We start from the raw sequence: 26,600 nt of genomic DNA on the forward strand, positions 1-26,600 counted from the left end.
GGGGGGGGGGGGGGGGGGGGGGGGGGGGGGGGGGGGGGGGGGGAGGGGGGGGGGGGGGGGGGGGTGGTTTCCTCCCCCCCCCCACCAAAAGGGGTGAACGGTCGTAACTTTCCCGCGCGGGTCGCGTTCCGTCGCGCTAGGAGATCACCCGCGTACGCATCGTCACGCGAACCTGGAGGGGCCGCTCAACTCGCCGGGTACGGCCAGGGGTTGGCCTTGCAGCGAATGCCGTCGTACTCCAGGAACTTGGTCTGCTGCTGCATGACAGGCGCGAGATCGCCGTTCTTGTCGCAGGTCACGTGCGAGTAGCCGAGCCGGTGGCCGACCTCGTGGTTGATCAGCATCTGGCGGTAGGCGTGGATCTGGTCGCCGTACGTCCTCGAGCCCTGCGCCCAGCGATAGGCGTTGATCATCACGCGTTCGGTGGCCGCGGAGTCGCACGAGACGTTGTCGACCGTCGTGTCGAGGCCGGACTTGGCGCACCAGTCGGCGGTCGTGCCGGGGCTGGCCAGGGTGATCACGAAGTCGGGCTCGCCCGAGTGGATGCGCTCGAAGGTACGGCCACCGTTGTGCGCCCAGCTGCGGTCGTCGTTGAGCGTCTGCTGCACGGCCTGCGCGAACAGCTCGCCGTCCAGCCCGAGCCCCTGCTCCACGTCCACCCGGTAGGTGTACTTCTGCCCCTTGCCCGGCGCCTTGTCGATCCCGGGGATCGCCTCGAACCTCCCGGAGCCGTCGAGCGACGGGCTCAGCGGGTACTTCTTCGCCATCTTCTGCTCGTACGTCAGCGGCACCGCGCTCGGCGACCCGGAGGGCGTCGGCCGCCCCTCGCCGCGCGAGGCGGAGTCGTGGGCGCCCCGCTTGTCATCGGTGGCGGACTGCGACCGTGCGGCGTCGTCGTCCTGACCGTCGGCGACCTGGCCCGCGACCACCACGGCCAGCACGGTGGTCACCGCGGCGGCGGCGACCCCGGCGAACGCCCGCCCCTTGCCGCCCCTGCCGCGCACGGGCTCGCCGGTGGGCGGGGCGTCGTCGGCGGGGGTGTCGTCCCAGCGGTTGGCGGAGGCGTACGGATCGGCGGGGGCGGCGGCCGTACGCCGGGTGAAGACGTCGTCGTCCGAGCCGTCCGAGCCATCAGCGCCGAAGGCGTCGAGGTAGTCCTGCCTCGGGCCCGCCGGACCTGCCGGACCCGCCGGACCCGACGCCGGCCGCTGCCGCGGTATCGGAGCGCCGGGCGCCGCCGGACTCCTCAACTCACCCCAGCCACCCCCGGGTTCCCGCTGCTCGGGGTGCCCACCACGGACGCGGGGGACGCCGTGCGCGGGGGTGCCGTCGGGGAAGCGGGGGGTGCCGTGCGCGGGAGTGCCGTCCGGAAAGCGAGGAATGCCATGCGCCGGCGTCCCGTCCGGGAAACGGGGCGTGCCCTGCGCGGGAGTGCCATCCGGGAAACGGGGCGTCCCCTGCGCAGGGGTCCCGTCCGGGAAGCGAGGAATGCCATGCGCGGGAGTGCCATCCGGGAAACGGGGCACACCGTGCGCCGGCGTCCCGTCCGGGAAACGGGGAACACCGTGCGCCGGCGTCCCGTCGGCGAACCGGGGCGCCCCCTGCCCCGGCACCCCATAAGGAGCGGCCCCACGCGCCTCCCCCGTGGCTCCCGCGGGCGGCCCAGCAGGCCCAGCAGGCCCAGTAGGCCCAGCAGGTCCAGCGGGCCCCCCAGGAGCAGCAGGCGCCGCAGGCCCCGCCCCCGCGGCCCTCCGTCGTCCCGTCCCCCCGGCGCCGGCCTTCGCGCCGGCCTTCGTGGTCTCACCCTTGGGTGCCGGACCGCGGCGGCTGTGGCGTCCCACGTCGCGTCTCAGCTCCCCGCACTCGCGGACTCGGCGGCGCCGCGGGCGGCCTCCTCGGCCAGCAGGTCCCGGAACGCCCCCGCCACCGTCTCCGGGTACTCCATCATCGCCACGTGCCCGGCGTCCGGCAGGGTGATCAGGCGGGAGTCCCGGAAGGCGCGGGCCGCCTTCTGGGCCATGCGGAAGCCGACGAGCTGGTCGCGCCCGCCGTAGACGAGCAGCGTCGGCGCGAGGACGCGTTCGGCCTGGCGCCACAGCCCGTGCTGCCCGCCCAGGGTGTACGCGTTGACGATCCCGCGCGCGGAGCGCGCCATCGCGTCCCAGAAGTACGGCAGTCGCAGCCGCCGTTCCATCTCCTCGACCGCGTTGCGAAAGCCTTCCGGCGTCACCCGCCCGGGGTCGCCGTAGCAGAGCGCCATGACCCCGCGGACCCGCTGTTCGGCCGTCCAGCCCTGGGTGTACCGGGTGAACAGCGCGGTCACGCCGGGCAGCGCGAGGAGTGCCGTCGGTACGGCGCCGCGCTGGACCCGGATCTCCGGCAGCGCGGGCGAGACGAGCGCCAGCGTCCGCACGAGGTCGGGCCGTACCGCGGCGACCCGGGTGGCGATCGCGCCGCCGAGGGAGTTGCCGAAGAGGTGCACGGGGCCGCGGCCGGCCGCGTCGAGATAACGGATCACCGCGCGCGCGTGCCCGGTGACCGAGTAGTCGCCGTCGTCCGGCGGCGGCGAGTCGCCGAAGCCCGGCAGGTCGACGGCCTCGCTGTCGACGACGTCCTCGAGCAGCGGCATCAGCGCCGACCAGTTCTGCGAGGACCCGCCGAGGCCGTGGACGTACAGGGCGGGCGGGAGTCCCTCGCGCGCGGGCGGCCGGGAGCGGACCGTGAGCGTGATCCCCGGCAGCCGGACCGACCTGAGCCGTTCGCCCTCCGCGACCCGGACGGGCGCCACCTTCGGGAGCACGTTGGCAGTCAGCACGAAGGCGGGCTCGGTCGAAGACATGCGGCAATGTTACGAGGTGATCACGCCGTGGTTCATGTGTTCGCCGTCACAGAAGCAGTGTCGTTTCAGCAGGGCCACTTCGGCGGAGGCGGGAGCGCTCCGATGCGCACCGCGTGACGATCCGGACGCGGATCGCATAGCGTCCCGATCGGGTGTCTCCTAGGCTCGTACAGAGGGCACCCGCGTGTGGCCCCTGCTTCTCTCAGGGACGTTCGTAGGAAGGGAGCCCACCATGGCCGTAGACCCCACCGACCCGGATACGTTCGAGAACGGCGAAGGCGAGGAGGCTCAGGAGTTCGGCGTCGAGGCCCCCGAGGTCGACGCGGCCGAGCAGCACGCGGAGGTGAAACCGGACCGCGACGACCCGCTGACGGGTGTGAACCCCGACCGGGCGAACGAGGCCGATCTCGTCGAGCAGGCCCGCGTGGTCTCCCTCGACGAGGACGACTACCGGTGACCGGACGAGGACGACCGCCGGTGATCCGAGGAGGACGACGCCGGTGATCCGCGCGGACGCGCGGCACCGCTGAGCAGGAACGGGGCCGATTTTTGCCCGGTCTCCATCTGTTTGAAACCTTTTGCGCGGCTATCGCCGCCGTCCGGTACGTGAAATTCTGCGCTCGCACCGCGCACGACACGGTTACCGAAAAGTACGATGGCGGCGCGGCGCACACCGCATGTGGACGATTTTGGGAGGCGGCGTGACAGCCATCGAGCAGACAGAGGCGGCACGCCCGCGGGGTACGCGCCTGCCGCGCCGTGCCCGACGGAACCAGCTGCTGGGCGCCGCTCAGGAAGTCTTCGTGGCGCAGGGCTACCACGCGGCCGCGATGGACGACATCGCCGAGCGCGCCGGCGTCAGCAAGCCGGTGCTCTACCAGCACTTCCCGGGCAAGCTCGACCTCTATCTCGCACTGCTGGACCAGCACTGCGAGTCCCTGATCCAGTCCGTACGCAACGCCCTGGCGTCGACCACCGACAACAAGCAGCGCGTACGGGCGACGATGGACGCGTACTTCGCGTACGTCGAGGACGACGGCGGTGCCTTCCGTCTGGTCTTCGAGTCGGACCTGACGAACGAGCCCGCCGTCCGCGAGCGCGTCGACAAGGTCACCAACGACTGCGCCGAGGCGATCTGCGACGTCATCGCCGAGGACACCGGACTCTCCCGCGCGGAGTCGATGCTGCTCGCCTCGGGCCTGGGCGGCCTCGCCCAGGTGGTGGCCCGTTCCTGGCTGCACAGCGACCGCAGCGTGCCGCGCGACCAGGCGGTACAGCTGCTGGCGTCGCTCGCCTGGCGGGGCATCGCGGGGTTCCCGCTGCACCACAGCGAGCAGCAGCACCACTGACGCCGCGGGCCGGGGCGCGTTTGTTCCCGTCGGCTGTTCGCTCCTGGCGTTCTTGCGCGGAGCGTGCGCGTCCCCTCACCGGGCTAATGTGTGCTGGGTACGGCGCGGACGCCCGCGCAACACTGACCGTTCGGAGGGACATAGCCGTGGAGGTCAAGATCGGCGTGCAGCACGCGCCCCGCGAGATCGTTCTGGAGAGCGGTCAGAGTGCCGAGGAGGTCGAGCGGGTGGTGGCCGAGGCACTGGCCGGCAAGTCGCAGCTGCTGAGCCTCGTGGACGAGCACGGCCGCAAGGTCCTGGTCCCGGCCGACCGCCTCGCCTACGTCGAGTTGGGCGAGCCGGCGCCGCGCAAGGTGGGCTTCGGCGCGCTGTAAGCGACGCGAGCAACGGCGACGGCCCGTCGGGTGAACCACCCGGCGGGCCGTCGCCGTGTGCGCGCACAGCAGGAACGGCCGTCGACGCAGGAACGGCCGTCGACGCAGCCGTACGTGCGCCGCGCACAGGAGGACCACAAGTCGCCCACAGAGGGAGGATTGCATTCCGCAGGTCAGGGGTAAGACGGGCTGTGACCGTTAGGGCAGGACGGCCAGGTGGGAGGACCCCTACATGCTCTTGGAAGCCTTCAGCTCCGCGATCCTCGGCCTGGTCCTGGCGTGGGCGTACGCCCACCGGCTGCCGCACCGCCTGCCGGCACGCCTGCTGGTGTTGGCGACCGGTGTCGCCGGTGGCCTCTTCGGCGCCTTCCTCATCCGCGGTGCCCTGGACGCCGGGGGCTTCCCGCTGACCCTGATCGGCGCGGCGGTGGTCGCCATCGCCTCCCTGTCGCTGCTGCTTCGCCCGGCGGGAAGACTCCACCGGCGGTCGGCGACGGCCTGAGCCGCCGCCGAGCCCACCCACGTCCCCGCCGCCGTCGGCGGGGACGTGGGTGGGCTCGGCGGCGGGAGGAGGAGGAGCAGGATCCCGATTAGGCCGCCAGCCCCAGCGCCGCCATCCGCTTGGTGTGCGCCTCGGTGATCCGGGAGAACATCCGGCCGACCTCGGCCAGGTCGAAGCCGTCCGCGACACCGCCGACGAGCATCGTCGACAGCGCGTCGCGCTCCGCGACCACCCGCTGCGACTGCGACAGGGCCTCGCCCATCAGGCGCCGCGCCCACAGCGCGAGCCGTCCGCCCACGCGCGGGTCCGCGTCGATCGCCGCACGCACCTTCTCCACGGCGAATCCGGCGTGCCCGGTGTCGTCGAGGACGGCCAGCACCAGTTCCCGGGTGTCGGAGTCCAGCCGGGCCGCGACCTCGCGGTAGAAGTCGCTGGCGATCGAGTCGCCGACGTAGGCCTTGACGAGACCTTCCAGCCAGTCGGAGGGCGCGGTCTGCTTGTGGAAGCCGTCCAGCGCGGCGACGAACGGCTCCATGGCCGCGGTGGGCCCCTCGCCGATCTCGGTCAGCCGGTCCCGCAGCCGCTCGAAGTGGTGGAACTCGGCCGAGGCCATCTTCGCCAGCTCCGCCTTGTCCTCCAGGGTCGGCGCCAGCTTGGCGTCCTCCGCGAGCCGCTCGAACGCCGCCAGCTCCCCGTACGCGAGCGCGCCCAGCAGGTCCACGACCGCGGCCCGGTACTGCGGATCGGCGGAGGCCGTCGCCCAGTCCTGGGCGGCGACACCGGTGTGTGCGGCGGTCTCGGAGGTGTCGGCGGGGTGGGCAGGCTTGTCAGAGCTCGTCATGAAGCGCACAATAGCCCGCCCGCAGGGCCGGGGAAGTCCCTGGTCATTCAGTGTGACAACGACGACGCACGGGACCACCCGGCTGACCGCGCGATTCGGTGTGACGACGACTACGTGACCGAATCGGCCATCGCATGTGCGCGAATCCGGGGTATGGTGGTAATGCGCCTGCTGGTACGTCGGCTGATTCCGACGTGTCTCGACAGGCCGCACGTATGAGGATGCCCGGTCGGTGGCCCGATCGGCTCCGACCCGACAGCCCTCCCTGACCGTACGGCACTGTGCGTACGACGATCGGAGGGACCCCTCAGCGGTACGAGCGCTAGAGCGTCGGCGCGGTCCCGTGCCCCACGGCCCGCCCGTAGGCAGCCGACGTCCCCGGCACGGTCTGTCACGACCCCCGCGCTCGCCTCGCGCCGCCCACACAGAAGAGGCAGCACCCTGACTACGACGTTCCGAGAGCTCGGGATCCTTCCCGAGACCGCCGAGGCCCTGGAAGCCGTCGGCATCGTCACCCCGTTCCCCATCCAGGAGATGACCCTCCCCGTCGCCCTCGCCGGCACGGATGTCATCGGCCAGGCCAAGACCGGCACCGGCAAGACGCTGGGCTTCGGCCTTCCGCTCCTCGAGCGCGTCACCGTCCCCGCCGACGTGGAGGCCGGGCGCGCCAAGCCCGAGGCCCTGACCGACGCCCCGCAGGCGCTCGTCGTCGTCCCCACGCGCGAGCTGTGCACCCAGGTCACCAACGACCTGCTCACCGCGGGCAAGGTCCGCAACGTGCGCGTCGTGGCGATCTACGGCGGCCGCGCCTACGAGCCCCAGGTGGAGGCCCTGAAGAAGGGCGTCGACGTGGTCGTCGGCACCCCGGGCCGACTGCTCGACCTCGCGGGCCAGAAGAAGCTGGACCTGAGCCACGTCAAGGCCCTCGTCCTCGACGAGGCCGACGAGATGCTCGACCTGGGCTTCCTGCCCGACGTCGAGAAGATCATCGACATGCTCCCGGCCAAGCGCCAGACCATGCTGTTTTCGGCGACCATGCCGGGCGCGGTCATCGGCCTGGCCCGCCGTTACATGTCCCGGCCCACGCACATCCGTGCCACCGCGCCGGACGACGAGGGCGCGACGGTCGCGAACATCAAGCAGTTCGTCTACCGCGGGCACTCCCTCGACAAGCCCGAGATGGTCGCCCGCATCCTGCAGGCCGAGGGCCGCGGACTGGCGATGATCTTCTGCCGGACCAAGCGCACGGCCGCCGACATCGCCGAGCAGCTCCAGCGCCGCGGCTTCGCGGCCGGCGCGGTCCACGGCGACCTCGGCCAGGGCGCCCGCGAGCAGGCGCTGCGCGCCTTCCGCAACGGCAAGGTCGACGTCCTGGTCTGCACCGACGTCGCCGCACGCGGCATCGACGTCGAGGGCGTCACCCACGTCATCAACTACCAGTCGCCGGAGGACGAGAAGACGTACCTGCACCGCGTCGGCCGCACCGGCCGCGCGGGCGCGAAGGGTACGGCGATCACGTTCGTCGACTGGGACGACATCCCGCGCTGGCAGCTGATCAACAAGGCGCTGGAGCTGGACTTCAACGACCCGGTCGAGACCTACTCCACCTCCCCGCACCTGTTCGAGGACCTCGGCATCCCGGCCGGCACCAAGGGTGTCCTGCCGCGCGCCGAGCGCACCCGCGCCGGGCTCGACGCGGAGGAGCTGGAGGACCTGGGCGAGCCGGGCGGCCGTGCCCGCGGTCGCGGTGGCCGGAGCGGCCGCCGCGAGGGCCGCGAGGAGTCCCGCCCGACCGAGGGCGAGCGTACGGCCCGTACGCCGCGCCGCCGTCGTCGTACGCGCGGCGGAGCCCTCGTCGATACGGCCGTCCAGACGCCGTCCGGCACCACCGCGCCGGAGACCCCGGCGGCCGACGCCACCGAGTCGGTCACCGCGCCGCGCACCCCGCGCCGCCGTCGCCGCACCCGCGGCGGCGCCCCGGCGGAGCAGGCGGCACCGGCCATGGCGGTCGAGACGACGGCTCCCGCCGCCGAGGCCGCGGTGACCACGGCGGAGGGCCCGAGCGCACTCGACGCGCCCGAGACCCCTGCCAAGCCGCGCCGCCGCCGCACCCGTCGGAGCGCCGAGGCTGCCACGACCATGGAGTCGGCGCCGTCCGTCGAGGCCACGACGACCGTCGAGCCGACGGCTGCCGTGACCGTGGCGGAGCAGCCGCAGCCGCAGGACACCCCCGTCGCCGAGGCTCCGGAGCCCAAGCCGCGCCGCACCCGCAAGGCGGCGGCCACGGCCGAGACGGTGGTGGACACCGCCGAGGCCGCGGAGACGAAGCCGAAGACCCGCCGCACCCGCAAGGCCGCCGAGGCCCCCGAGGCCGTCGCCGTGGACACCGCGGAGGCGGCGGAGGCCAAGCCGAAGACGCGCCGTACGCGCAAGGCGGCCGAGGCCCCCGAGGTCACCGCTGTGGACACGGCTGAGGCCACGGAGGCCAAGCCGAAGCGCACCCGCAAGACAGCGGCTGCCGCCGAGACCACGGCCGAGACCGCCGAGGCGAAGCCGAAGCGCACCCGCAAGGCCACGACCGCCGCCGAGACGGCCGTCGACACCGCCGAGGGCACGGAGGCGAAGCCGAAGGCCCGCCGCACGCGGAAGGCCGCCGAGCCCGCGGAGATCCCGGCGCAGGCCGCCGCCGTGGAGCCGGAGGCCAAGCCGCGCCGCACCCGCAAGGCGGCGGCCACGGCCGAAGCCGCGGTCGACACCGCCGAGGGCACGGAGGCGAAGCCGAAGGTCCGCCGTACCCGGAAGGCCGCCGAGCCCGCCGTGACGACGGAGGCTCCGGAGGCCGAGGCCAAGCCGAAGCGCACGCGGAAGACCGCGGCCGCCGCCGAGACCACGGCCGACTCCGCCGAGGGCACCGAGGCGAAGCCGAAGGCCCGCCGCACGCGGAAGGCCGCCGAGCCCGCGGAGATCCCGGCGCAGGCCGCCGCCGTGGAGCCGGAGGCCAAGCCGCGCCGCACCCGCAAGGCGGCGGCCACGGCCGAAGCCGCGGCCGACACCGCCGAGGGCACGGAGGCCAAGCCGAAGGCCCGCCGCACCCGCAAGGCCACGGCCGCCGCGGAGTCCGTGGAGAGCTGAGGCAGCACACGACGGCCCGGTCCCACCCGAGAGGGGGGACCGGGCCGTCGGCGTTCCCGCCCCCGCACGCTCCCGCACGCCTCACGCGCCCCCGCACACCCCCGCTACCCTCCCCCCGTGACCACCCCGACCCCCCTCGCCCCTCCCCCCGGCGCCCGCGCCTACCCCCTCCGTACCGACCGCGGTGACTTCGCCGTCGTGGACGTACCCGTCGCCCCGGGTACCGAGCAGCGCGGCGTCGCCCTGCTGCTGCCCGGGTTCACCGGGAGCAAGGAGGACTTCCATCTGATGCACGAGCCGCTGGCCGCGCGCGGGTACCGGACGGTCGCCGTGGACGGGCGCGGGCAGTTCGAGTCGAAGGGTCCGGCGGACGACGAAACGGCGTACGCGCAGGGCGAGTTGGCACGGGACGTGCTGGCGCAGGCGGAAGCCCTCGGCGCCGGCGCCCCGGTGCATCTGCTGGGGCACTCCCTCGGCGGGCATATCGCCCGCGCGGCTGTCCTCCTGGACCGCTCCCCCTTCGCCTCGCTCACCCTCGTCGCGTCGGGCCCGGCCGAGATCTCGCTGCCGCAGCAACAGCGTGTGAAGCTGCTGCGGGACGCGCTGGCCGTGATGTCGATGGATCAGGTGTGGGAGGCGATCCTGGCGATGGGCGCGCCGGAGGACGTCGGCGGCCCGGCACGCGGTCTGGGCGGCCCGGAGCAGCTGCGCCGCCGCTGGCTGGGCCATTCACCCGCCCAGCTGACCGCCGTGGGGCGCCAGTTGTGCACCGAGCCGGATCGGGTGGACGAGCTGGCCGCCACGCGGCTGCCGTGCCATGTGGTGTCGGGGGTCCGGGACGGCACCTGGCCGGTGCCCCTGCTGGACGAGATGGCACGGCGGCTGAACGCCTCCCGCACCGTCGTGCCGGGCGCCGAGCACTCCCCCAACCTGGACCGCCCCCTGCCGACCGCCCGCGCGGTGGCCGATTTCTGGGACCGGCATCCGGCGGACGTGTACGGCTAGTACGGCTACTACTGAGCGGTGCGCCCTGTACGGCTGGCTAGTACTGCGTCTGCAGGTGGTCCCAGAACCCGTCGCGCAGTGCCCGCCGCAGATCGGCCTGCCCGCGCAGGGAGTACTGGAGCATGCCCTCCGCCTCCACCAGCAGGTCCTGGTCCACGGAACCCGGCAGGTAGGGGTGCCCGGGCAGCAGTTCCACCAGCGCCTCGCGGCCCCGCGCGGACAGCCATTTCGCCGCGATCTGCGCGCCGACGAAGCGGACGTCCTCCCGGGTGGGCCGGGCGGCGGCGGTGGCGTCGTAGGCGGCGGCGGTGCGCCGGGAGACGTATGGCTTGAAGAAGTCCAGGTCGAGGGTGCGCTGGCTGTCGACCTCCCAGAGCAGCGGCTCGGCCTGGTTGCGGCCCTCGGGTGCCTCGATGCCCCACAGGTGCACCCGCGCGCCGTACCCCTGGGCCGCCTCGACGGCCGACACCAGGTCCTCGTCGCCGCCGAGCAGCGCCGCGTCGCTGATCGCCCGGTGCCGGGCGAGGGACTCCAGGTCGGTCCTGATCAGGGAGTCGACGCCCTTCTGCTGGTTGTTGGCGTTGAGGTTGCCGAGGCGGACCTTGACGTCGGGAAGCTCGGCGATGGTCTGCTGCTCGGCGGTGTGGATACGGCGCCGGGCGCCGTCGTACCAGTAGACGCGCAGCAGCCGACTGTCGGCGAAGATGGTGCGGGCCCGGTCGATCAGAGCGTCGATCAGCCCCTCGGCGTCCAGGTCGAAGGCCCGCCGGTCCTCGGTTCCGGCGACCAGGCGGCCCGCGGCCGCGTAGAGGTACCCGGCGTCGACGAAGATCGCATGGGTCGAGGGCGTCTTCGCCACCTCGGCGAGCATGCGCTGCAGCAGCTCGTTCGTCCGGTCGAGGCGGGCGGCCAGCGCCGAGAGGTCGTCGTTCATCGTCCCCATTGTCCCGGTCGTCACAGTGCGAACACAACCGGTCCCGGTCGGTCCCAGAGCGTAAGGCAGTTGAACGCTTACGCGTCAGTAATTAGTCGTTCGAAAATTTTCTTTAGCGTAGGGAATGTTTGTAACAAGCATCGCGTTGCATCCGTATGGAACCCGGGGCACCGTCGCTCCGTGGGCCATCCACCAGTAGTTCTCCTCAGGGAGGATGACCAGACGAAGGGAGAAGCCTGTGCGCTTCGAGATTCTGCGACTCGACGACGTCGACGGCACACCCGTGGACAGCACCGTCGTGGACGCCGCCTCCGTCAACCGGATCGTTCAGCAGGCCGCCGCGATCGGCCAGCGCCTGTGGATCCGTCCGGCCGAGACCCCGGCCTCGTAACTCGCATGCTTGAGAGCCCCGTACGGCACGACGGCCGTACGGGGCTCTGTCGCGTTCGGCTCAGCTGCCCTGGATGACCTGGGTGACGCCGTTGATGATCTGCTGCACGGCGATCGCGGACAGCATCATGCCCGCGAGCCGGGTCACCAGCACCACACCGCCGTCCTTGATGACTCGGATGATCAGCAGCGAGTACCGCATCACCAGCCACAGCACGACATGGATGGCGAGGATCGCCGACCACACCGACACCTGCATGCCGACGCTGTCGGCCTTCTGCACGGCCAGGATGACGGAGACGATCGCACCCGGACCGGCCAGCAGCGGCATGCCCAGCGGCACGAGGGCGACGTTGACGTCCTTGGTCTGCTTGGGCTCGTCGGTCTTGCCGGTGAGCAGGTCGAGCGCGATGAGCAGGAGCAGCAGTCCGCCGGCGATCATCAGCGCCGGCACGGACACATGCAGATAGTTGAGGATCTGGTGCCCGAGGACGCCGAAGACGGTGATCACACCGCCGGCGACACAGACGGCCTGGAAGGCCATCCGCTTCTGCACCTTGGCGGGCCGCCCGGCGGTCAGGGCGAGGAAGATCGGGGTGATCCCAGGGGGATCCATGATGACAAAAAGGGTGAGGAACAGGGAGCCGAAGACGGCGATGTCGAACATGGGGGAACTACAGGCCTTGCGCTGAAAGGGAGAAGTAGGGCGTGAGAGTGGGGCGGGCGGCGCGGTGCGCCCTCAGATCGCTCCACCGGTACCCGGCACCGGGAACGCCCCGGTGGCCCGCCGGGTGATCTCCCCGTACACCTCGGGGTCGGTCGTGTACTCGCCGAGCACACAGGTCTTCCGGCTGCCGTGGTAGTCGCTGGAGCCGGTCACGAGCAGACCCAGCTCCTTGGCCAGTCCGCGCAGCCGCGCCCGGGTGTCCGGGTCGTGGTCCATGTGGTCGACCTCGATGCCGTCCAGACCCGCGGCGGCCATCTCGGCGATCGCGGACTCCGGCACCGTACGGCCTCGCTTGGCGGCTCCGGGGTGCGCGAACACGGCGACCCCGCCCGCGCCCTTGATCAGCCGGATCGCCTCGAAGGGGTCGGTCTCGTGCTTCTCGACGAAGGCCCGGCCGCCGTCGGCCAGCCAGTCCGGGGTGAACGCGTCGCCCACGGTGGGGACGACCCCCAGTTCGACCAGGGCGGTGGCGACATGCGGCCGTCCCACGGACCCGTCTCCGGCGATCCGCGAAACCTGCTCCCAGGCGACCGGCACACCCAGCTCGTTCAGCTTGGCGATCATGCCCTTGGCCCGCGGCACCCGGTCGTCACGCACCAGCTCGCGCTCGGCGAGCAGTGCGGGCTCCTCGGGATCGAAGAGGTAGGCCAGCATGTGCATGCTGATCCCGTCGACACGGCAGGACAGCTCGGCCCCGGTGACCAGCGTCAGCCCCTGCGGCAGGGCGGCGATCGCCTCGGCGTACCCCCGGGTCGTGTCGTGGTCGGTCAGCGCGACCACGTCCAGCCCCGCGGCGGCGGCGTTGCGCACCAGCTCGGCGGGGGTGTCCGTACCGTCGGACGCGGTGGAGTGGCTGTGCAGGTCTATGCGCACGACGCGTACTCCAGGCGGGTGACGATACGGAAGGGACACCCAAGGATAGCCACAAACAGCACCCGGATGTCACACCCGCTCCCGGCGTGCGCCCTTTACAGCCGCGTAACGCCACCGCCCCCCCGACGGTCACCCCTGCGGCTACGACCACGGCTATGGCTCCGGCGACAGCAGCCGCGGCGACAGCGCCCCGCAGGGCACCAGTTCCATCTCCGCCCCCGCGTCCCGCAGATCCGTGAGCACCAGCTCGTCGTACATCAGCAGCCCGGACTGCTCGGGCCATACGACGGCCCAGAGCCACATCCCCATCGCCTCCCCCGCGAACACCGCCCGGTCGTCGGGTGTGCCGGAGACATGCCAGAGCGGGGTGGGCCGGCCGGCGGCGAGGACCTTCGCCTGCGGTGGTTTCTCGACGTTCACATACGGCCCCGGGTCCGGTCCGTCGATGCCCGCGTACCGCGCGCCCAGCCCGACGCCCAGCTCCTCGGCCACCAGGATCAGCTCGCCGACACCACCGAGCGGACTGGGTCCCGAGCAGGCCAGGGCCGTGGCACGGCCGCCGCTGCGGTCGTCACCCGCACAGAGCACACCCGTGTAGAGCCAGCCGATCGGCAGCGGCCACGGCATCCACACCGGCACCTGCGCGCGACGCACCACCACGGCGAGGGCCTCGACGCTGGGCGGGACCACGGGCTGGACTGGATAGACCGGGCCATGCACATCGCACTGCCACGAGTCGGCAAAGAGTCCGGGCGCCCTGACCCGGCCACCGCACTTCGGGCAACTGGGTTCGCCCCTCATAGGGCCCCACGGTCCTACCCCTGCCGCGCCGCGTCAAGGACGATCACCCGTCCGGGCGGAAACCCGGACCGACAGGAATCGGATGCGACCCACATCATTTAGGCGACCTAACGGCCGGCGGAGAGATCCTGCCACGACCGCAGGGCGCCAACTGACGGCTTACGGCCGGATGTTGGTGAGATCCGTCACCCGAGCGGGACGGACGCGCGCAGCGGATCGCGCAGGTCCGTGCCCTGGTTCAGCCAGCGCTCCTGGAGGGCCTGGGCACCGTGCACCCGCTTCCAGGCGGCCTCGTTGGGCGTCATCGGCAGCAGCGGCAGGAACTGTACGGGGTCCATCGGAGCGTCCAGCTCCAGGTCCTCCACCAGACCGCCCGGCTCGGCCACCAGCACCGAGGTGAACGGGGCGCCGGGCCACAGCGGCTCACCGACGTCCAGCGAGGCGCCCGGGGCCACGACCACGCCTTCCACCTGCGGGGACGCGGCGAGCACGGCCAGCGGGCGGAGCACCTTGTCGGTGTCGGCGCGACCGGCGCGCACCGACAGGACCAGCTCCGCGCGGGGACCCTTGACCGGGTCGGCGAGCACGGCGGTGGGGTCGGTCATGGGCTGCGCGGACATGCCGAGGGTGGCATAACGGACGATGTCCCCCTCCTGGAAGCGCAGCACCTCGATGCGGTCCGTGCCCAGGAAGGTGACCGCGGCACGGGCGTCGGGCTCGCCGAGCGCGGTACGCAACCGGGCCTCTACCAAAGGAAGAACATCAGCCATGCGGCGAGCATAGAACTCGTCAGGACCGGGCAAAGCAGCGCCTTGACACTTCAGTCGGCTGATACTCTTGGCCGGTGGTCGGGCAGCACACGGCAAGCGTGCGGGTCACGTCCCGACGCCACGGGAACCCTCTAGGGGGTTGGGATCGTCCCTCACCAGGGACCGGCCGGAGGAGGTGGGGCTGTCATGGATCGAAGTCGACCGTGCAGTACCACCCGCTCTTCCGGCCACTGATGTAGCTGCTCTGGCTCTGGCTGGCTGCCGCCTCTCGCATGCGCGTCTTCATCCGGGTCACCCGGAAGAGCACTTCGTTTCGCTGTACCTGATCTGTCTGTTCTGTCTGGTCTGCATCAGCAGCTGACTCAGTAGCGAAGCTCGCCACCGCGACGGTGCGGTGCTCCCCGCTTTGTGGACGTGCCAAACATCCGCATTTTCAGGACGTCCCCATTCCGGGTAGTTCCACCCGTCGTCGGCGGTCTTTCGTTGCCCGTTGCGAAGGAGCCTGCCCATGTCGATGATTCGCGACCTGCGCGCCGCCGTCCGCCCGTCCCGCCCCGCGCTGCGCAAGGACACCGGCGGCTACGACACCACCCGCGACCCGGCGACCTCCTCGGCCGTCGTCGACTGTGCCGTCTACCGTGACGGCGCCCGGGTCGAGAGCGCCCGGCCGCTGACGCCGCACGAGGCGATGCGCCAGGTGCGCCGCGACGGAGGGTTCGTCTGGATCGGGCTGCACGAGCCGACCGAGGCCGAATTCGCCGGGATCGCGCGCGAGTTCGGGCTGCACCCGCTGGCCGTCGAGGACGCCGTCCAGGCCCACCAGCGGCCCAAGCTGGAGCGCTACGACGACTCGCTCTTCACCGTCTTCAAGACCATCCACTACGTCGAGCACGACGAGCTGACCGCCAACAGCCAGGTCGTCGAGACCGGCGAGGTGATGTGCTTCACCGGCCAGGACTTCTTCATCACCGTCCGGCACGGCGGCCAGGGCTCGCTGCGCGGGCTGCGGCACCGGCTCCAGGACGACCCGGAGCTGCTGTCGAAGGGCCCCTCGGCGGTGCTGCACGCCATCGCCGACCACGTCGTCGACGGGTACATCGCGGTCGCCGACGCCGTGCAGGACGACATCGACGAGGTGGAGACCGAGGTCTTCTCACCGGGCCGCAAGGGCACCCCGCGCGGCACCGACGCCGGCCGGATCTACCAACTCAAGCGCGAGGTGCTGGAGTTCAAGCGCGCGGTGTCGCCGCTGGTGCGGCCGTTGCAGCTGCTCAGCGAGCGGCCGATGCGGCTGATCGACCCGGACATCCAGAAGTACTTCCGGGACGTCGCCGACCACCTGGCCCGGGTGCAGGAGCAGGTCATGGGCTTCGACGAGCTGCTGAACTCGATCCTCCAGGCCAACCTCGCCCAGGCGTCCGTGGCGCAGAACGAGGACATGCGGAAGATCACCTCCTGGGCCGCGATCATCGCCGTACCGACGATGGTCTGTGGCGTGTACGGGATGAACTTCGACTACATGCCGGAGCTGCGGTGGAAGTTCGGCTACCCGATGGTGCTCGGCATCACCGCGATGATCTGTTTCGGCATCCACCGCACCCTGAAGCGCAACGGCTGGCTGTGAGCCGGCCTCCACAGGCGCCCTCGATAGGCTGAGCCCATGACAACCGAGCTGCTCGACCGGGCCCTCGTCGAGGAGGCCACGAAGAAGTCCGGCCTCATCTGGGTGCGGGGACCCGGGGTTCCCACCCGCGCGCTGTGGCACGCCTGGCACGAGGGTGCCGCCTGCGTGGTCGGCGACGGGCCGGGCGAGCAGCCGCTGCCCGGGCTGACCGACGGGGCCACGGCCGAGGTGACGGTGCGCAGCAAGGACAAGGGCGGCCGGGTGGTGGCCTGGACGGCGACGGTCGTGGAGCTGGCGCCGGGCTCCGAGGCATGGGAGGCCGCGGTCGCCGAGCTGAAGGGCAAGCGGCTGAACGCACCCGACGGCGAGGCGATGACCGAGCGCTGGGGCCGGGAGTGCCGGGTGCTCCGCCTGGAGCCGACCGGCACGACGCTGCCCCTCCCGGACGCCTCCCTGGCCGAGGCCCCGCTGCCCAGCCCGGCGACGACCCGGCGGCCGATTCCGGCGGCACTGCCGCGGTTGCTGATGAAGCGGCGCAAGCGGAAGTAGCGCGTCTGGGTGCCGGCTACGACGTCGGCAGCTGCTTTCCGTAGTCCACGGTCTCGCTCTTCTCCGGCTCGGTGAGGGCGAAGTCCTCGCCCCAGGCCGAGAAGGTCAGCGTGCCGGCGCCGCCGCCGCGGACCAGGCGCAGCGGGTACGGCTTGCCCTCCAGGGAGACGTCGAGGGTGCCGCCGGAGCCCTGGTCGCCGGTGATGCGGATGGTGCGGACGCCGGACTGCTCGTGGCGGCCGTCGGTCTTCAGGGTGCCGTGCAGGGTGAGCAGGCTGTCGAGGAGGACGTCCTTGTCGGTGAAGCCGCTGAACCGCTGGTAGGAAGGGTCGCCCTGGGGCACCTTGACGTACTTGCCGTCGAGCTTGTCCGCGGCTGCGGCGTCCCCGGCCCCGCCCTTGCCGCCCTCCGGGTTCCAGAAGGCCGTGTCCGCCTTCAGATACAGCTGCTCCCCGACGCGCAGCAGCTCGAAGGCCGCCCCTTCCGCGGTGACCGACCCGGTGCCGCCGTCTCCCTTCAGTCGCATGTCGAGCTTGTAGGTGCGCCCGCTGGTGACCACGGTCCCGGACAGCCGTACCGCGCCGGCCGCCTCCGCCGCCGCCCGTGTCTTCGCCTGGATCTTCTCGGGGGGCAGCTTGCCCACCCCGTTGGTGCCCGCGTCCGGATCCTCGCTACTGCATCCCGTGAGCCCCACACCCGTCACCAGCAGCGCGCACAGCGCGCTCACCAGCGTGGCCCGGCGGGTACGGCCCTGGGGAATCGCGGTCACAGGTGGGGCTGCCTTTCTCACGGGGGTCCGGTCGGCGTACCGCAGAGTACCGGGGCTCGGAGGCCTGAGCGGAGCCAGTCCGTCCGGACCGCTCACCAGGGCGTACCCGATCCGGACGGGCTAGCCTGAAGCCCATCCGAACGGACAATCGGGATACCGCGCGCGGTACGGAATCGGAGGTGCGGAACATGGCAGCGGGCACCCCCCGGATCTTCGTCTCGCACCTCGCCGGCATCGCCGTCTTCGACCCCAACGGCGACCAGGTGGGGCGGGTGCGCGACCTGGTCGTCATGCTGCGCGTCGCCCGGCGGCCGCCGCGCCTGCTCGGCCTGGTCGTGGAACTGGCCACCCGCCGCCGGATCTTCCTGCCCATGACCCGGGTCACCGGCATCGAGTCCGGCCAGGTCATCACCACCGGCGTGCTCAACGTCCGCCGCTTCGAACAGCGCCCCACCGAACGGCTGGTCTTCGGCGAGCTGCTCGACCGGCGCGTCACCCTGGTCGAGACGGGCGAGGAGGTCACCGTCCTCGACCTGTCGGTGCAGCAGCTCCCGGCCCGCCGCGACTGGGAGATCGACCGGGTGTTCGTACGGAAGGGGAAGAAGGGCGGCGCCTTCCGCCGCGCCAAGGGCGAGACGCTGACCGTCGAGTGGTCGGCGGTCACCGGCTTCTCGCTGGAGGAGCACGGACAGGGCGCCGAGAGCCTGCTCGCCACCTTCGAGCAGCTGCGCCCCGCCGACCTGGCGAACGTTCTGCACCACCTCTCCCCCAAGCGCCGCGCCGAGGTCGCCGCCGCCCTCGACGACGACCGGCTCGCCGACGTCCTGGAGGAGCTGCCGGAGGACGACCAGATCGAGATCCTCGGCAAGCTCCAGGAGGAGCGCGCCGCCGACGTCCTGGAGGCGATGGACCCGGACGACGCCGCCGACCTGCTGGCCGAGCTGCCCACCGAGGAGCAGGAACGGCTGCTGAGCCTGATGCAGCCCGCCGACGCGGCCGACATGCGGCGTCTGATGTCGTACGAGGAGCACACGGCCGGCGGTCTGATGACCACGGAGCCGATCGTGCTGCGCCCGGACGCCACCGTCGCCGACGCCCTGGCCCGGGTCCGCAACCCCGACCTCTCCCCCGCGCTCGCCGCCCAGGTGTACGTCTGCCGGCCGCCCGACGAGACCCCGACCGGCAAGTACCTGGGCACGGTCCACTTCCAGCGCCTGCTGCGCGACCCGCCGTACACCCTGGTCAGCTCGCTCGTCGACGACGATCTCCAGCCCCTCGCGCCGGACGCCGCGCTGCCCCTCGTCGCCGGATTCTTCGCGGCGTACGACATGGTCGCGGCGCCCGTGGTCGACGAGTCCGGGTCGCTGCTGGGCGTCGTCACCGTGGACGACGTCCTGGACCACATGCTGCCCGAGGACTGGCGGGAGACCGAGTTCCACCTGGACGAGGGAGCGGGCGCCCATGGCTCCTGAGCGGGAGAGCGCGCGTGAGCGCATGCCGGCCGGGGCCACGGCGACCAGCCGCCCCCGCGCCCGGCTCGATCAGCCTGCCCTGCCGCGGCGCCGCCTGCTGCCCGAGTGGGACCCGGAGGCCTTCGGGCGCCTGTCGGAGCGGATCGCCCGGTTCATCGGCACCGGGCGGTTCCTGGTCTGGATGACGGTGACCATCATCCTCTGGGTCGCCTGGAACACCCTCATGCCGCCGCCGGTGCGGTTCGACGAGTACCCGTTCATCTTCCTGACCCTGGCGCTGTCCCTGCAGGCCTCCTACGCCGCGCCGCTGATCCTGCTCGCGCAGAACCGGCAGGACGACCGCTCCCGGGTCGAGCTGGAACAGGACCGCAGGCAGAACGAGCGGTCCATCGCGGACACCGAGTACCTGACCCGGGAGATCGCCGCGCTGCGCACGGGCATGGGCGAGGTCGCCACCCGCGACTGGATCCGCTCCGAGCTGCACGACCTCGTCAAGGAGCTGGAGCACCGGCGCGACGGCCATCGTCCCGAGGCGGTGGTATTCCCGGCAGATCGGTCGCCGGGACGTGACGTAGACGACCACTGACGGGCTTTCCGAGCCCTGGCTACCGCGCCGTACCATCGTCTCTATGGCTACGGAAGACGCGGTGCGCGAAGCACTGGCGACGGTGAACGACCCCGAGATCAACCGACCCATCACCGAGCTCGGGATGGTCAAATCGGTGGAGATCGGCGCGGACGGAGCGGTCGCCGTCACCGTGTACCTGACGGTGTCGGGCTGCCCCATGCGCGACACGATCACCCAGCGCGTGACCGAGGCGGTCTCCCGCGTGGAGGGCGTCACCCGCGTCGACGTCACCCTGGACGTGATGAGCGACGCGCAGCGCAAGGAGCTGGCGGCGGCGCTGCGCGGCGGGCAGACCGAGCGCGAGGTCCCGTTCGCCAAGCCCGGCAACCTCACCCGCGTCTACGCGGTCGCCTCCGGCAAGGGCGGCGTCGGCAAGTCGTCGGTGACGGTGAACCTGGCGGCGGCCATGGCGGCCGACGGCCTGAAGGTCGGTGTCGTCGACGCCGACATCTACGGCCACTCCGTGCCCCGCATGCTGGGCGCCGACGGCCGGCCCACCCAGGTCGAGAACATGATCATGCCGCCGTCGGCGAACGGCGTGAAGGTCATCTCGATCGGCATGTTCACCCCGGGCAACGCGCCCGTCGTCTGGCGCGGCCCGATGCTCCACCGCGCGCTCCAGCAGTTCCTCGCGGACGTCTACTGGGGCGACCTCGACGTCCTCCTCCTCGACCTGCCGCCCGGCACCGGCGACATCGCGATCTCCATCGCCCAGCTGATCCCGAACGCCGAGATCCTGGTCGTGACGACCCCGCAGCAGGCGGCCGCCGAGGTGGCCGAGCGGGCCGGCTCGATCGCCGTCCAGACCCACCAGAAGATCGTCGGCGTGGTCGAGAACATGTCCGGCCTGCCCTGCCCGCACTGCGGCGAGATGGTCGACGTCTTCGGCATGGGCGGCGGCCAGGTGGTGGCCGACGGCCTGACCCGTACGACGGGCACGAACGTTCCCGTCCTCGGCTCCATCCCCATCGACGTCCGCCTCCGCGAGGGCGGCGACGAGGGCAAGCCGGTCGTCCTGACCGACCCGGAGTCCCCGGCGGGCGCGGCACTGCGCGCGATCGCGGGGAAGCTCGGGGGGCGGCAGCGGGGCCTTTCGGGACTGTCGCTCGGGATCACCCCGAAGAACAAGTTCTAGAAGCAGCACCTCTTGAGGGGCGCGGGGCAACTCGCCAGGGGCGCGGGCAACTGCGCGACCAGCCACGGCGAACCCGCACCCGCCCGAAGCCCTCATCCCCTGCGGCGAAGGGGCGCCGAAACACCAACGGCGCCCCTTTTCGCTGCGCGCAGCCCTACTCGTACTCGGCGATGTCCTTGATCGCGGCGAAGCCGAGCCCGTACGCGCTCATCCCCCGCCCGTACGCCCCCACATGAACCCCCTGCTGCGTGGAACCGGCAAGCACCCAGCCGAACTCGGACTCGCGGTAGTGGAACGGCGTGGGAACGCCGTCGACCGGCAGGGACAGCGTCGACCACTCGGGCCCGTCGAGGTCGTCGGCGAGCGCCCACGCCGTCTCGGTCTGCTGCTCCAGCCAGTCGTCACGCAGGCTGTGGTCCATCTGCCCGGGCCAGGTGAAGGACAGCAGCCCCACCCCGGCCAGCCAGGCCGCCGAGGACACCGACGTGGCCTCCAGCAGCCCCGTACCGTCGGCGCTCCGGCGGGACGGATTCGCCGCGACGGTCACCACGACCGCGAACCGCTCCCGGTCCTCCGACGTCATGTCCCCCCGCACCGAGGGCTCGTCCCCGTGTCCGATCGACCCGTGTTCCACGGCACCGTCGGCCGCCGTGCCGACCTGCATCAGCCAACGCGGCCCCGTGAAGGCCTCGTCGAGGCCGTACCACGGGAAGGACGCTCGCAGGTAGCCGTCGACCGCCCGCCGGGCGGAGGGGACCTGTTGTCCGCCCTCCGCGGCCGGCGTCTGCGCGACTGACCGACTCGTCGTCTCCATGTACCCGGACGCCTCCTCGCTCTCGTCGGGCCGTTCGGCCCGCCCCCCTTCGGGCGGCGTTGCTGATTCGCGTACGGCCCGCACAACAACTCGGCAGCATATCCACACCGCTCGGGGCAGCCGGGAATGCGCCCGGCGCGTGGGTCGCCCCAGGGCGGGGTTCAGACCGTGCGAAGGGCGCGCGACGCGCCGCGCGCGGGACTCAGGTGGCGTCGGCGTCGAACGGCGGCCGGTGGTCCGTGGCCTCGGGCTTCTTGCTCATGTCGACCCGGGCGCCGGAGGACGAAGAGGACGCAGACGCCGACGAGGACGACGAAGACGACGACTCGGAGTCGCGGCCGTGGACCGCGTCCGTGACCTCGGCCATCTCCTTCTTCAGGTCGAAGCCGTTGCGGAGCTCCTTCAGCCCCAGGTCCTCGTTGTCCAGCTGCTTGCGGATGAACGTCTTGGGGTTCAGGTCCTCGAACTCGAAGTCCTTGAACTCCGGCCCGAGTTCCTGCCGGATGTCCTGCTTGGCGCTCTCCGAGAACTCACGGATCTTCCGGACCGTGCGCATCACGTCCTGGATGACCTTCGGGAGCTTGTCCGGACCGAAGACGAGCACGGCGAGGACGATGAGCGTCACCAGCTCGAGCGGTCCTATGTCATTGAACACCTGAAGCTCCTTGCGATGTCCTCCCGTGGTCCGGGCCGGATCCACGGTACCGGTCGATCCTGTCCGACCGGTACCGTCCCGTGACCTCCGAGTGCGTGTATGTGAGCGGTTTCTCGGTTCAGTCCTCCGACGAACCGAGCACCAGGGAGATCGTCCGCTCCTTCCCGTCTCGTACGACGGTCAGCTCCAGGCGGTCGCCGGGGCGGTGGGCGCGGGTCTTGACGATCAGTTCCTCGCCGGAGTGCACCCGCTGGCCGTCGACCTCGGTGATGACGTCGCCGGGTTCGATGCCGGCCCGGTCGCCGGGGCCGCCCGGGCTGACGGCGGAGCCGCCGTCGCTGCCCTTGGTGCCGACGCGGGCGCCGTCCCCGGTGTAGCTCATGTCGAGGGTGACGCCGATCACCGGGTGGGTGGCCTTGCCGGTGTTGATCAGCTCCTCGGCGACGCGCTTGCCCTGGTTGATGGGGATGGCGAAGCCGAGGCCGATGGAGCCGGACTGGCCGCCGTCCAGCTCGCCGCCGTCGCCGGCGGAGCGGATCGCGGAGTTGATGCCGATGACCCGGGCCTGCGCGTCGAGGAGGGGGCCGCCGGAGTTGCCGGGGTTGATGGGGGCGTCGGTCTGGAGTGCGTCGACATACGAGACATCGCTGCCGTCGCCCTTCTCGCCGCCGGCCGTGATCGGCCGTTCCTTGGCGGAGATGATCCCGGAGGTGACTGTGCCGGCCAGGTCGAAGGGTGCGCCGATGGCCACGACCGGGTCGCCGACCTGGACGTTGTCGGAGTTGCCCAGCGGCAGCGGTTCCAGCCCGCTGACGCCGCGGACGCGGACGACGGCGAGGTCGTAGCCGCCGTCCCGGCCGACGACCTCCGCCTCGGCGGTGTCGCCGCTGTTGAAGGTGACCGTTATCTCGCCGTCGGCGCCCGCGGGCTCGACGACGTGGTTGTTGGTGAGGATGTGACCTCGGGTGTCGAGCACGAAGCCGGTGCCGGTGCCCGACTCGTCGCTGCCGGAGACATGCAGGGTGACCACGCTGGGCAGCGCGCGGGCCGCGATCCCGGCGACGCTGTCCGGGGCCCGCTCCGCGGTCTCCTCCCCGGCCTGCGGCAGCTCGACCTGCCCGACCCCACCGTTCCGCTCCAGATACGCCCCTACGACGCCGCCCACGCCCCCGGACACCAGAGCGAGCAGCGCGGCGAGGCCGACCAGCACCTTCCTGGCCCGCTTACGGCGCTGCTGCTGCGTGGGCACGGCGGCACCGGTCTGCTGCAGCGGCGCGACGGGGGCGGCCGCTGCCGCCGCCCAGGGGTCGTAGCGCTGCCAGGGGTCGGCGGCGGGCGCGGAGGCGGACAGCCCGGGCGCGGGCGCGGAGGCACCGGGAGCGCCCGCCGCCGCACCGCCGGGCACGCCGTGCGCCGGAGTGGCACCGTGCGCGGGGGCGGGGGCGGCCGGGATCGCTGTGGGGGCCTGGGCGACCGGGGTTACTGCGGGGGCCTGAGCTGCCGATGTCGCTGTGGGGGCTGGGGCTGCCGGGGGCACTGCGGGAGTCTGAGCTGCCGACGTCGCTGTGGGGGCTGGGGCTGCCGGGGGCACTGCGGGAGTCTGGGCCGCCGACGTCGCCGTGGGGGCCTGGGCGGCCGCGGTGGCTGTGGTGGCTGTGGGGTGGGGCGCGAGTGTGCCCATGCCGGACGGCGGCGGCGCCGGTATCGCCGTGCCCTGGGCAGGCGTCGCCGCCGGGTGCTGAACGGGCGGCGCGGGGGCCCAGGGGCCCGGTTCCCCGTAGGGCGGGGTGCTGTAGGGATCGGGGTCGTGGAGCGGCTTGGGAGCGTCCCCGGAGGGGCTGGGAGCGGCGACGGGGCCGGCGGCCCTGGCTGCGGCGGAACCCGCGGCGACGGAGTCGCCAGCGCCGGGGCCGTGGAGCGGCTCGGCAACGGACCCCGAGTCGGCCGAGCCAGAGTCGGCGGAGCCGGAGTCCACGGCGTCGGAGCCGTAGAGCGGCTTGGAAGCGTTCCCGGACGTGCCCGGAGCGGCGACCGGCCCAGCGGCCCCGACCGCGGCGGAACCCGCGGCCACGGACTCGGAATCGGCGGAACCGAGGCCGTGGAGCGGCTCGGCGACGGACCCCGAGTCGGCGGAGCCGGAGTCCACGGCGGTGGCAGCCGTGACAGCGGCGTGGGAGTCGGCGGCACCGCGAGCCGTCTCCTCCGCCTCGCCCGGATCGCCGGCGAGCGCCTCGCCCCGGTCCTCGGGCTCCTCGGGCCGCCTCAGCTCGAAGTCACCCTCGGCAGAGGCCGCACCGCCGCCCGACCCGCTTCCGGCGGCAGGGGCGGCGCCCGGCTCGAAGTCATCCTCGGCGGAAGCCGCACCACCGCCCAACCCGCTCCCGCCCCCGGCAGCAGGGGCGGCGGTCGGCGTCGTCGGTGCGGGCCGCGTCAGTCGGAAGTCGCCGTCGGGGTCCTGGCGCCGCGCGGGGATGCCCACGGGGTCCGTTGGGTTCGGCGGCGGTGTCGCCGGGTCGTCCGGTCGGCCCGAAGGGCTCTGCGTGGGCTTCCCCTCGTTCATGCTCTCCCCACAGCTGGCCGCGGCTCGGCTCGTCGATGGTGGCCGCGGTTGGTCGACTCCGCGCCCGGTGAGTGCCCAGGGCGCGGTCTTCCCCGGGATTCAACCAGGTTCGGTCAGCGAGCGGGGTGGGTGCCGCCCGGGTCGGGTGTGGGGGACGCCGCGAGCAGACCGGGGGTGGTGGCCTCGGGCGCCATGGACCAGCCGGTCAGGCTGATCAGCGGGGTCGCGCTCAGCGGGCGTATCAGCGGGGACATGGCCGCCGCTCCGGCCACCACGGGTGTGGTGAGCGGATGCCCGGAGCCCTGCTGCGGTCCGCTGACCGGCGCCGTGACACCGGGAAGCAGCGGCGCCGACACCTCCGTCCGGGCCGCCGGGGTCTCGCCCAGCACCCGTCCGCCCTGGCCCTGCGCCAGCAGGGGGCCCACAGCGCGCCGCCGCTGGGTGTCCGGCGTCGTGGTGGCACCCGCGCCGGGCGTGCGCAGCGGCGTCACATTGCTGCCGGAACCGCCCCGCGCCTCGGGATCGCCGGGCGCGCCGGTGGTGACGCCGCCCAGCGCGATCGCGGCCAGCGACACCGCCCCGGCGGCGACGAACGCGAACCGCCGCCCGCGCGAGGCCCGCTCGCCGTCGGTCCGCCCGACGTCGTGGATGCGGAAGCCGCGCTGCGCGGAGGCCGGGAGCACGGAGGCGTGCGGGCGGGCCGGGACGTAGTCGAACTCGAAGCGCTCGCCACCCCGCCGCATCCCGAAGACACCACCGGCACCGGGCCGTCCGGAGAACGTGCCGGGCAGTCCGCCCCCGTCGAACGGCGAGTCGCCGCCGTCCAGGCCACTGCCCCCGGGCAGGCCCTGGAGCCGGGCCAGGAAGCTCTCGGAGGGCGGCGGCGGTGCCGCTTCCGCGAAGACGTTCTTCAGCCGGCGCTGGGCGTCCACCTCCGCCTTGCACTTCGGGCAGGTCGCCAGATGCGCCAGCACGCGCTCGCGCGCGTCATGACCGAGCTCACCGTCCACCAGGGCGGCGAGTCGGTCTCCCAGGTGCTGCTCTGCGAGGAGTCCCTCGGCAGGTTTCGGCCGTGATCCACTCACGCGGACGCGCCCCCTCCTCCCAGGGCGGGGACACGGGCGAGGAACGAGCGGCGCTCGGCGCGCGCCTCCGGCGAGCGGTGCGCGAGGGCCTTGCGCAGCTGGGAGCGGCCGCGGTGGATCCGGGAGCGGACGGTGCCGAGCTTCACGCCGAGGGTCGCGGCGATCTCCTCGTACGACAGTCCCTCGATGTCGCACAGGACGACCGCGGCGCGGAACTCGGGCGCGAGGGTGTCGAGGGCCTGCTGGACGTCGGCGTCGAAGTGCGCGTCGTTGAGGACCTGCTGCGGGGACGGCTCGCGGCTGGGCAGGCGCTCGGCCGCGTCCTCGCCGAGGGCGTCGAAGCGGATGCGCTGCTTGCGGCGGACCATGTCCAGGAAGAGGTTGGTCGTGATGCGGTGCAGCCAGCCCTCGAAGGTGCCCGGGGTGTACGTCGACAGGGAGCGGAAGACGCGGACGAAGACCTCCTGGGTGAGGTCCTCGGCGTCGTGCTGGTTGCCGGTGAGGCGGTACGCCAGGCGGTAGACGCGGCCGCTGTGCGTGCTGACGATCTCCTCCCACGTGGGCGGAGTCCACGCCTGCCCGGCCGCGTCGGTCGAGAAGGTCGCGGTCTGGGCGGGTTCAGCGGCGTGGTGGTGGTCAGCAGCGGTGTCGTTCACGGATTTCGGCCTGCCCGCCGACCCGAGGAAGCGCCGGAGCACTCCTCCCCGGTCCACAGGCGCGGCCGCACCTCCCCTGTCGGCTCTGGTGGTGTCCAGTGGAGCCCCTACCATAG

26 protein-coding genes are annotated in these 26,600 nt (G+C 72.5%); 12 read left to right on the forward strand and 14 right to left on the reverse strand.

The window, feature by feature from the left end; genetic code table 11:
- Nucleotides 1-185: 185 nt before the first annotated feature.
- A complete protein-coding gene (locus ACZ42A_RS07090) occupies nt 186-1,841 on the reverse strand; it encodes a DUF3152 domain-containing protein (RefSeq protein ID WP_468526162.1) in 1,656 nt (551 codons plus the stop codon).
- An 8-nt stretch (nt 1,842-1,849) separates the two neighbouring features.
- Nucleotides 1,850-2,839 (reverse strand): alpha/beta fold hydrolase, encoded by a 990-nt coding sequence (locus ACZ42A_RS07095; protein ID WP_468526163.1) that lies wholly within the window; start codon nt 2,837-2,839, stop codon nt 1,850-1,852.
- A gap of 232 nt (nt 2,840-3,071) precedes the next feature.
- Between ACZ42A_RS07095 and ACZ42A_RS07100 the strand changes: the two genes are divergently transcribed.
- The 4 genes from ACZ42A_RS07100 to ACZ42A_RS07115 all read left to right on the forward strand — a co-directional run bounded on the left by ACZ42A_RS07100 (nt 3,072) and on the right by ACZ42A_RS07115 (nt 5,064).
- A complete protein-coding gene (locus tag ACZ42A_RS07100) occupies nt 3,072-3,296 on the forward strand; it encodes a hypothetical protein (protein ID WP_468526164.1) in 225 nt (74 codons plus the stop codon).
- 244 nt (nt 3,297-3,540) lie between these two features.
- Nucleotides 3,541-4,188: a TetR/AcrR family transcriptional regulator gene (locus ACZ42A_RS07105; protein WP_468526165.1), complete on the forward strand. Its 648-nt coding sequence runs from the start codon at nt 3,541-3,543 to the stop codon at nt 4,186-4,188.
- 146 nt (nt 4,189-4,334) lie between these two features.
- On the forward strand, nt 4,335-4,562 hold the full coding sequence (locus ACZ42A_RS07110; protein WP_073940165.1) for a DUF3107 domain-containing protein: 228 nt from the start codon (nt 4,335-4,337) through the stop codon (nt 4,560-4,562).
- Nucleotides 4,563-4,794: 232 nt separating this feature from the next.
- Nucleotides 4,795-5,064, forward strand: coding sequence for a hypothetical protein (locus ACZ42A_RS07115; protein ID WP_468526166.1), 270 nt, complete (start codon nt 4,795-4,797; stop codon nt 5,062-5,064).
- Nucleotides 5,065-5,152: 88 nt separating this feature from the next.
- Here ACZ42A_RS07115 and ACZ42A_RS07120 read toward each other — a convergent pair whose 3' ends face one another.
- The gene (locus ACZ42A_RS07120; RefSeq protein WP_468526167.1) at nt 5,153-5,914 is read right to left on the reverse strand and encodes a ferritin-like fold-containing protein; all 762 of its coding nucleotides are present in this window, start codon (nt 5,912-5,914) and stop codon (nt 5,153-5,155) included.
- A 525-nt stretch (nt 5,915-6,439) separates the two neighbouring features.
- Here ACZ42A_RS07120 and ACZ42A_RS07125 point away from each other — a divergent pair.
- Nucleotides 6,440-9,037: a DEAD/DEAH box helicase gene (locus tag ACZ42A_RS07125; protein WP_468526168.1), complete on the forward strand. Its 2,598-nt coding sequence runs from the start codon at nt 6,440-6,442 to the stop codon at nt 9,035-9,037.
- Between the two features lie 117 nt (nt 9,038-9,154).
- Nucleotides 9,155-10,042, forward strand: coding sequence for an alpha/beta fold hydrolase (locus tag ACZ42A_RS07130; RefSeq protein WP_468526169.1), 888 nt, complete (start codon nt 9,155-9,157; stop codon nt 10,040-10,042).
- A 37-nt stretch (nt 10,043-10,079) separates the two neighbouring features.
- Here ACZ42A_RS07130 and ACZ42A_RS07135 read toward each other — a convergent pair whose 3' ends face one another.
- Nucleotides 10,080-10,985: an NYN domain-containing protein gene (locus ACZ42A_RS07135; RefSeq protein ID WP_468526751.1), complete on the reverse strand. Its 906-nt coding sequence runs from the start codon at nt 10,983-10,985 to the stop codon at nt 10,080-10,082.
- Between the two features lie 229 nt (nt 10,986-11,214).
- Between ACZ42A_RS07135 and ACZ42A_RS07140 the strand changes: the two genes are divergently transcribed.
- A complete protein-coding gene (locus ACZ42A_RS07140; RefSeq protein ID WP_468526170.1) occupies nt 11,215-11,367 on the forward strand; it encodes a hypothetical protein in 153 nt (50 codons plus the stop codon).
- A gap of 60 nt (nt 11,368-11,427) precedes the next feature.
- Here ACZ42A_RS07140 and ACZ42A_RS07145 read toward each other — a convergent pair whose 3' ends face one another.
- From ACZ42A_RS07145 to ACZ42A_RS07160, 4 genes are all read right to left on the reverse strand, one after another.
- A complete protein-coding gene (locus ACZ42A_RS07145) occupies nt 11,428-12,033 on the reverse strand; it encodes a MarC family protein (protein ID WP_468526171.1) in 606 nt (201 codons plus the stop codon).
- A gap of 72 nt (nt 12,034-12,105) precedes the next feature.
- Nucleotides 12,106-12,966: a PHP domain-containing protein gene (locus tag ACZ42A_RS07150; protein ID WP_468526172.1), complete on the reverse strand. Its 861-nt coding sequence runs from the start codon at nt 12,964-12,966 to the stop codon at nt 12,106-12,108.
- Between the two features lie 153 nt (nt 12,967-13,119).
- Nucleotides 13,120-13,767, reverse strand: coding sequence for a DUF6758 family protein (locus ACZ42A_RS07155; RefSeq protein ID WP_468526173.1), 648 nt, complete (start codon nt 13,765-13,767; stop codon nt 13,120-13,122).
- A 185-nt stretch (nt 13,768-13,952) separates the two neighbouring features.
- Nucleotides 13,953-14,537, reverse strand: a complete 585-nt coding sequence (locus tag ACZ42A_RS07160; RefSeq protein ID WP_468526174.1) for a suppressor of fused domain protein — start codon at nt 14,535-14,537, stop codon at nt 13,953-13,955.
- A gap of 508 nt (nt 14,538-15,045) precedes the next feature.
- On the opposite strand from ACZ42A_RS07160, the gene ACZ42A_RS07165 reads away from it, so the two are divergent.
- Both ACZ42A_RS07165 and ACZ42A_RS07170 read left to right on the forward strand, forming a co-directional pair.
- Complete coding sequence (locus ACZ42A_RS07165) at nt 15,046-16,161, forward strand: magnesium and cobalt transport protein CorA (RefSeq protein WP_468526175.1); 1,116 nt, start codon at nt 15,046-15,048, stop codon at nt 16,159-16,161.
- Nucleotides 16,162-16,197: 36 nt separating this feature from the next.
- Nucleotides 16,198-16,710, forward strand: a complete 513-nt coding sequence (locus ACZ42A_RS07170) for a hypothetical protein (RefSeq protein ID WP_468526176.1) — start codon at nt 16,198-16,200, stop codon at nt 16,708-16,710.
- 16 nt (nt 16,711-16,726) lie between these two features.
- Here ACZ42A_RS07170 and ACZ42A_RS07175 read toward each other — a convergent pair whose 3' ends face one another.
- Nucleotides 16,727-17,479 carry a hypothetical protein gene (locus ACZ42A_RS07175; RefSeq protein WP_468526177.1) on the reverse strand — a complete coding sequence of 251 codons (753 nt, stop codon included), beginning with the start codon at nt 17,477-17,479 and terminating at the stop codon, nt 16,727-16,729.
- A 188-nt stretch (nt 17,480-17,667) separates the two neighbouring features.
- Between ACZ42A_RS07175 and ACZ42A_RS07180 the strand changes: the two genes are divergently transcribed.
- From ACZ42A_RS07180 to ACZ42A_RS07190, 3 genes are read left to right on the forward strand one after another with little or no spacing between them, the layout of a single operon-like run.
- A complete protein-coding gene (locus tag ACZ42A_RS07180) occupies nt 17,668-18,951 on the forward strand; it encodes a magnesium transporter MgtE N-terminal domain-containing protein (protein ID WP_468526178.1) in 1,284 nt (427 codons plus the stop codon).
- The gene (locus tag ACZ42A_RS07185) at nt 18,941-19,537 is read left to right on the forward strand and encodes a DUF1003 domain-containing protein (protein ID WP_468526179.1); all 597 of its coding nucleotides are present in this window, start codon (nt 18,941-18,943) and stop codon (nt 19,535-19,537) included. The genes ACZ42A_RS07180 and ACZ42A_RS07185 overlap by 11 nt, the downstream gene beginning before the upstream one ends.
- A 43-nt stretch (nt 19,538-19,580) precedes the next feature.
- Nucleotides 19,581-20,714, forward strand: a complete 1,134-nt coding sequence (locus ACZ42A_RS07190; RefSeq protein WP_468526180.1) for an Mrp/NBP35 family ATP-binding protein — start codon at nt 19,581-19,583, stop codon at nt 20,712-20,714.
- Between the two features lie 154 nt (nt 20,715-20,868).
- On the opposite strand, the gene ACZ42A_RS07195 is transcribed toward ACZ42A_RS07190, so the two are convergent.
- From ACZ42A_RS07195 to sigE, 5 genes are all read right to left on the reverse strand, one after another.
- Nucleotides 20,869-21,528, reverse strand: coding sequence for a hypothetical protein (locus ACZ42A_RS07195; RefSeq protein WP_468526181.1), 660 nt, complete (start codon nt 21,526-21,528; stop codon nt 20,869-20,871).
- A gap of 202 nt (nt 21,529-21,730) precedes the next feature.
- Nucleotides 21,731-22,183, reverse strand: coding sequence for a sec-independent translocase (locus ACZ42A_RS07200; RefSeq protein WP_468526182.1), 453 nt, complete (start codon nt 22,181-22,183; stop codon nt 21,731-21,733).
- A 118-nt stretch (nt 22,184-22,301) separates the two neighbouring features.
- A complete protein-coding gene (locus ACZ42A_RS07205; RefSeq protein ID WP_468526752.1) occupies nt 22,302-24,158 on the reverse strand; it encodes a S1C family serine protease in 1,857 nt (618 codons plus the stop codon).
- 698 nt (nt 24,159-24,856) lie between these two features.
- Nucleotides 24,857-25,828 (reverse strand): anti-sigma factor family protein, encoded by a 972-nt coding sequence (locus tag ACZ42A_RS07210; RefSeq protein ID WP_468526183.1) that lies wholly within the window; start codon nt 25,826-25,828, stop codon nt 24,857-24,859.
- Nucleotides 25,825-26,526 carry an RNA polymerase sigma factor SigE gene (gene sigE / locus ACZ42A_RS07215; RefSeq protein WP_468526753.1) on the reverse strand — a complete coding sequence of 234 codons (702 nt, stop codon included), beginning with the start codon at nt 26,524-26,526 and terminating at the stop codon, nt 25,825-25,827. The genes ACZ42A_RS07210 and sigE overlap by 4 nt, the downstream gene beginning before the upstream one ends.
- Nucleotides 26,527-26,600: the final 74 nt, after the last annotated feature.

This window comes from Streptomyces sp. NPDC030838 (genome assembly GCF_055572035.1).

Coding starts and splice junctions, on each gene's coding strand:
- ACZ42A_RS07185 (WP_468526179.1), top strand. CDS start 18,941: ATGGCTCCTGAGCGGGAGAGCGCGCGTGAGCGCATGCCGGCCGGGGCC.
- ACZ42A_RS07145 (WP_468526171.1), bottom strand. CDS start 12,033: ATGTTCGACATCGCCGTCTTCGGCTCCCTGTTCCTCACCCTTTTTGTC.
- ACZ42A_RS07190 (WP_468526180.1), top strand. CDS start 19,581: ATGGCTACGGAAGACGCGGTGCGCGAAGCACTGGCGACGGTGAACGAC.
- ACZ42A_RS07115 (WP_468526166.1), top strand. CDS start 4,795: ATGCTCTTGGAAGCCTTCAGCTCCGCGATCCTCGGCCTGGTCCTGGCG.
- ACZ42A_RS07180 (WP_468526178.1), top strand. CDS start 17,668: ATGGCAGCGGGCACCCCCCGGATCTTCGTCTCGCACCTCGCCGGCATC.
- ACZ42A_RS07170 (WP_468526176.1), top strand. CDS start 16,198: ATGACAACCGAGCTGCTCGACCGGGCCCTCGTCGAGGAGGCCACGAAG.
- ACZ42A_RS07195 (WP_468526181.1), bottom strand. CDS start 21,528: ATGGAGACGACGAGTCGGTCAGTCGCGCAGACGCCGGCCGCGGAGGGC.
- ACZ42A_RS07155 (WP_468526173.1), bottom strand. CDS start 13,767: ATGAGGGGCGAACCCAGTTGCCCGAAGTGCGGTGGCCGGGTCAGGGCG.
- ACZ42A_RS07125 (WP_468526168.1), top strand. CDS start 6,440: ATGACCCTCCCCGTCGCCCTCGCCGGCACGGATGTCATCGGCCAGGCC.
- ACZ42A_RS07160 (WP_468526174.1), bottom strand. CDS start 14,537: ATGGCTGATGTTCTTCCTTTGGTAGAGGCCCGGTTGCGTACCGCGCTC.
- ACZ42A_RS07135 (WP_468526751.1), bottom strand. CDS start 10,985: ATGGGGACGATGAACGACGACCTCTCGGCGCTGGCCGCCCGCCTCGAC.
- ACZ42A_RS07100 (WP_468526164.1), top strand. CDS start 3,072: ATGGCCGTAGACCCCACCGACCCGGATACGTTCGAGAACGGCGAAGGC.
- ACZ42A_RS07165 (WP_468526175.1), top strand. CDS start 15,046: ATGTCGATGATTCGCGACCTGCGCGCCGCCGTCCGCCCGTCCCGCCCC.
- ACZ42A_RS07095 (WP_468526163.1), bottom strand. CDS start 2,839: ATGTCTTCGACCGAGCCCGCCTTCGTGCTGACTGCCAACGTGCTCCCG.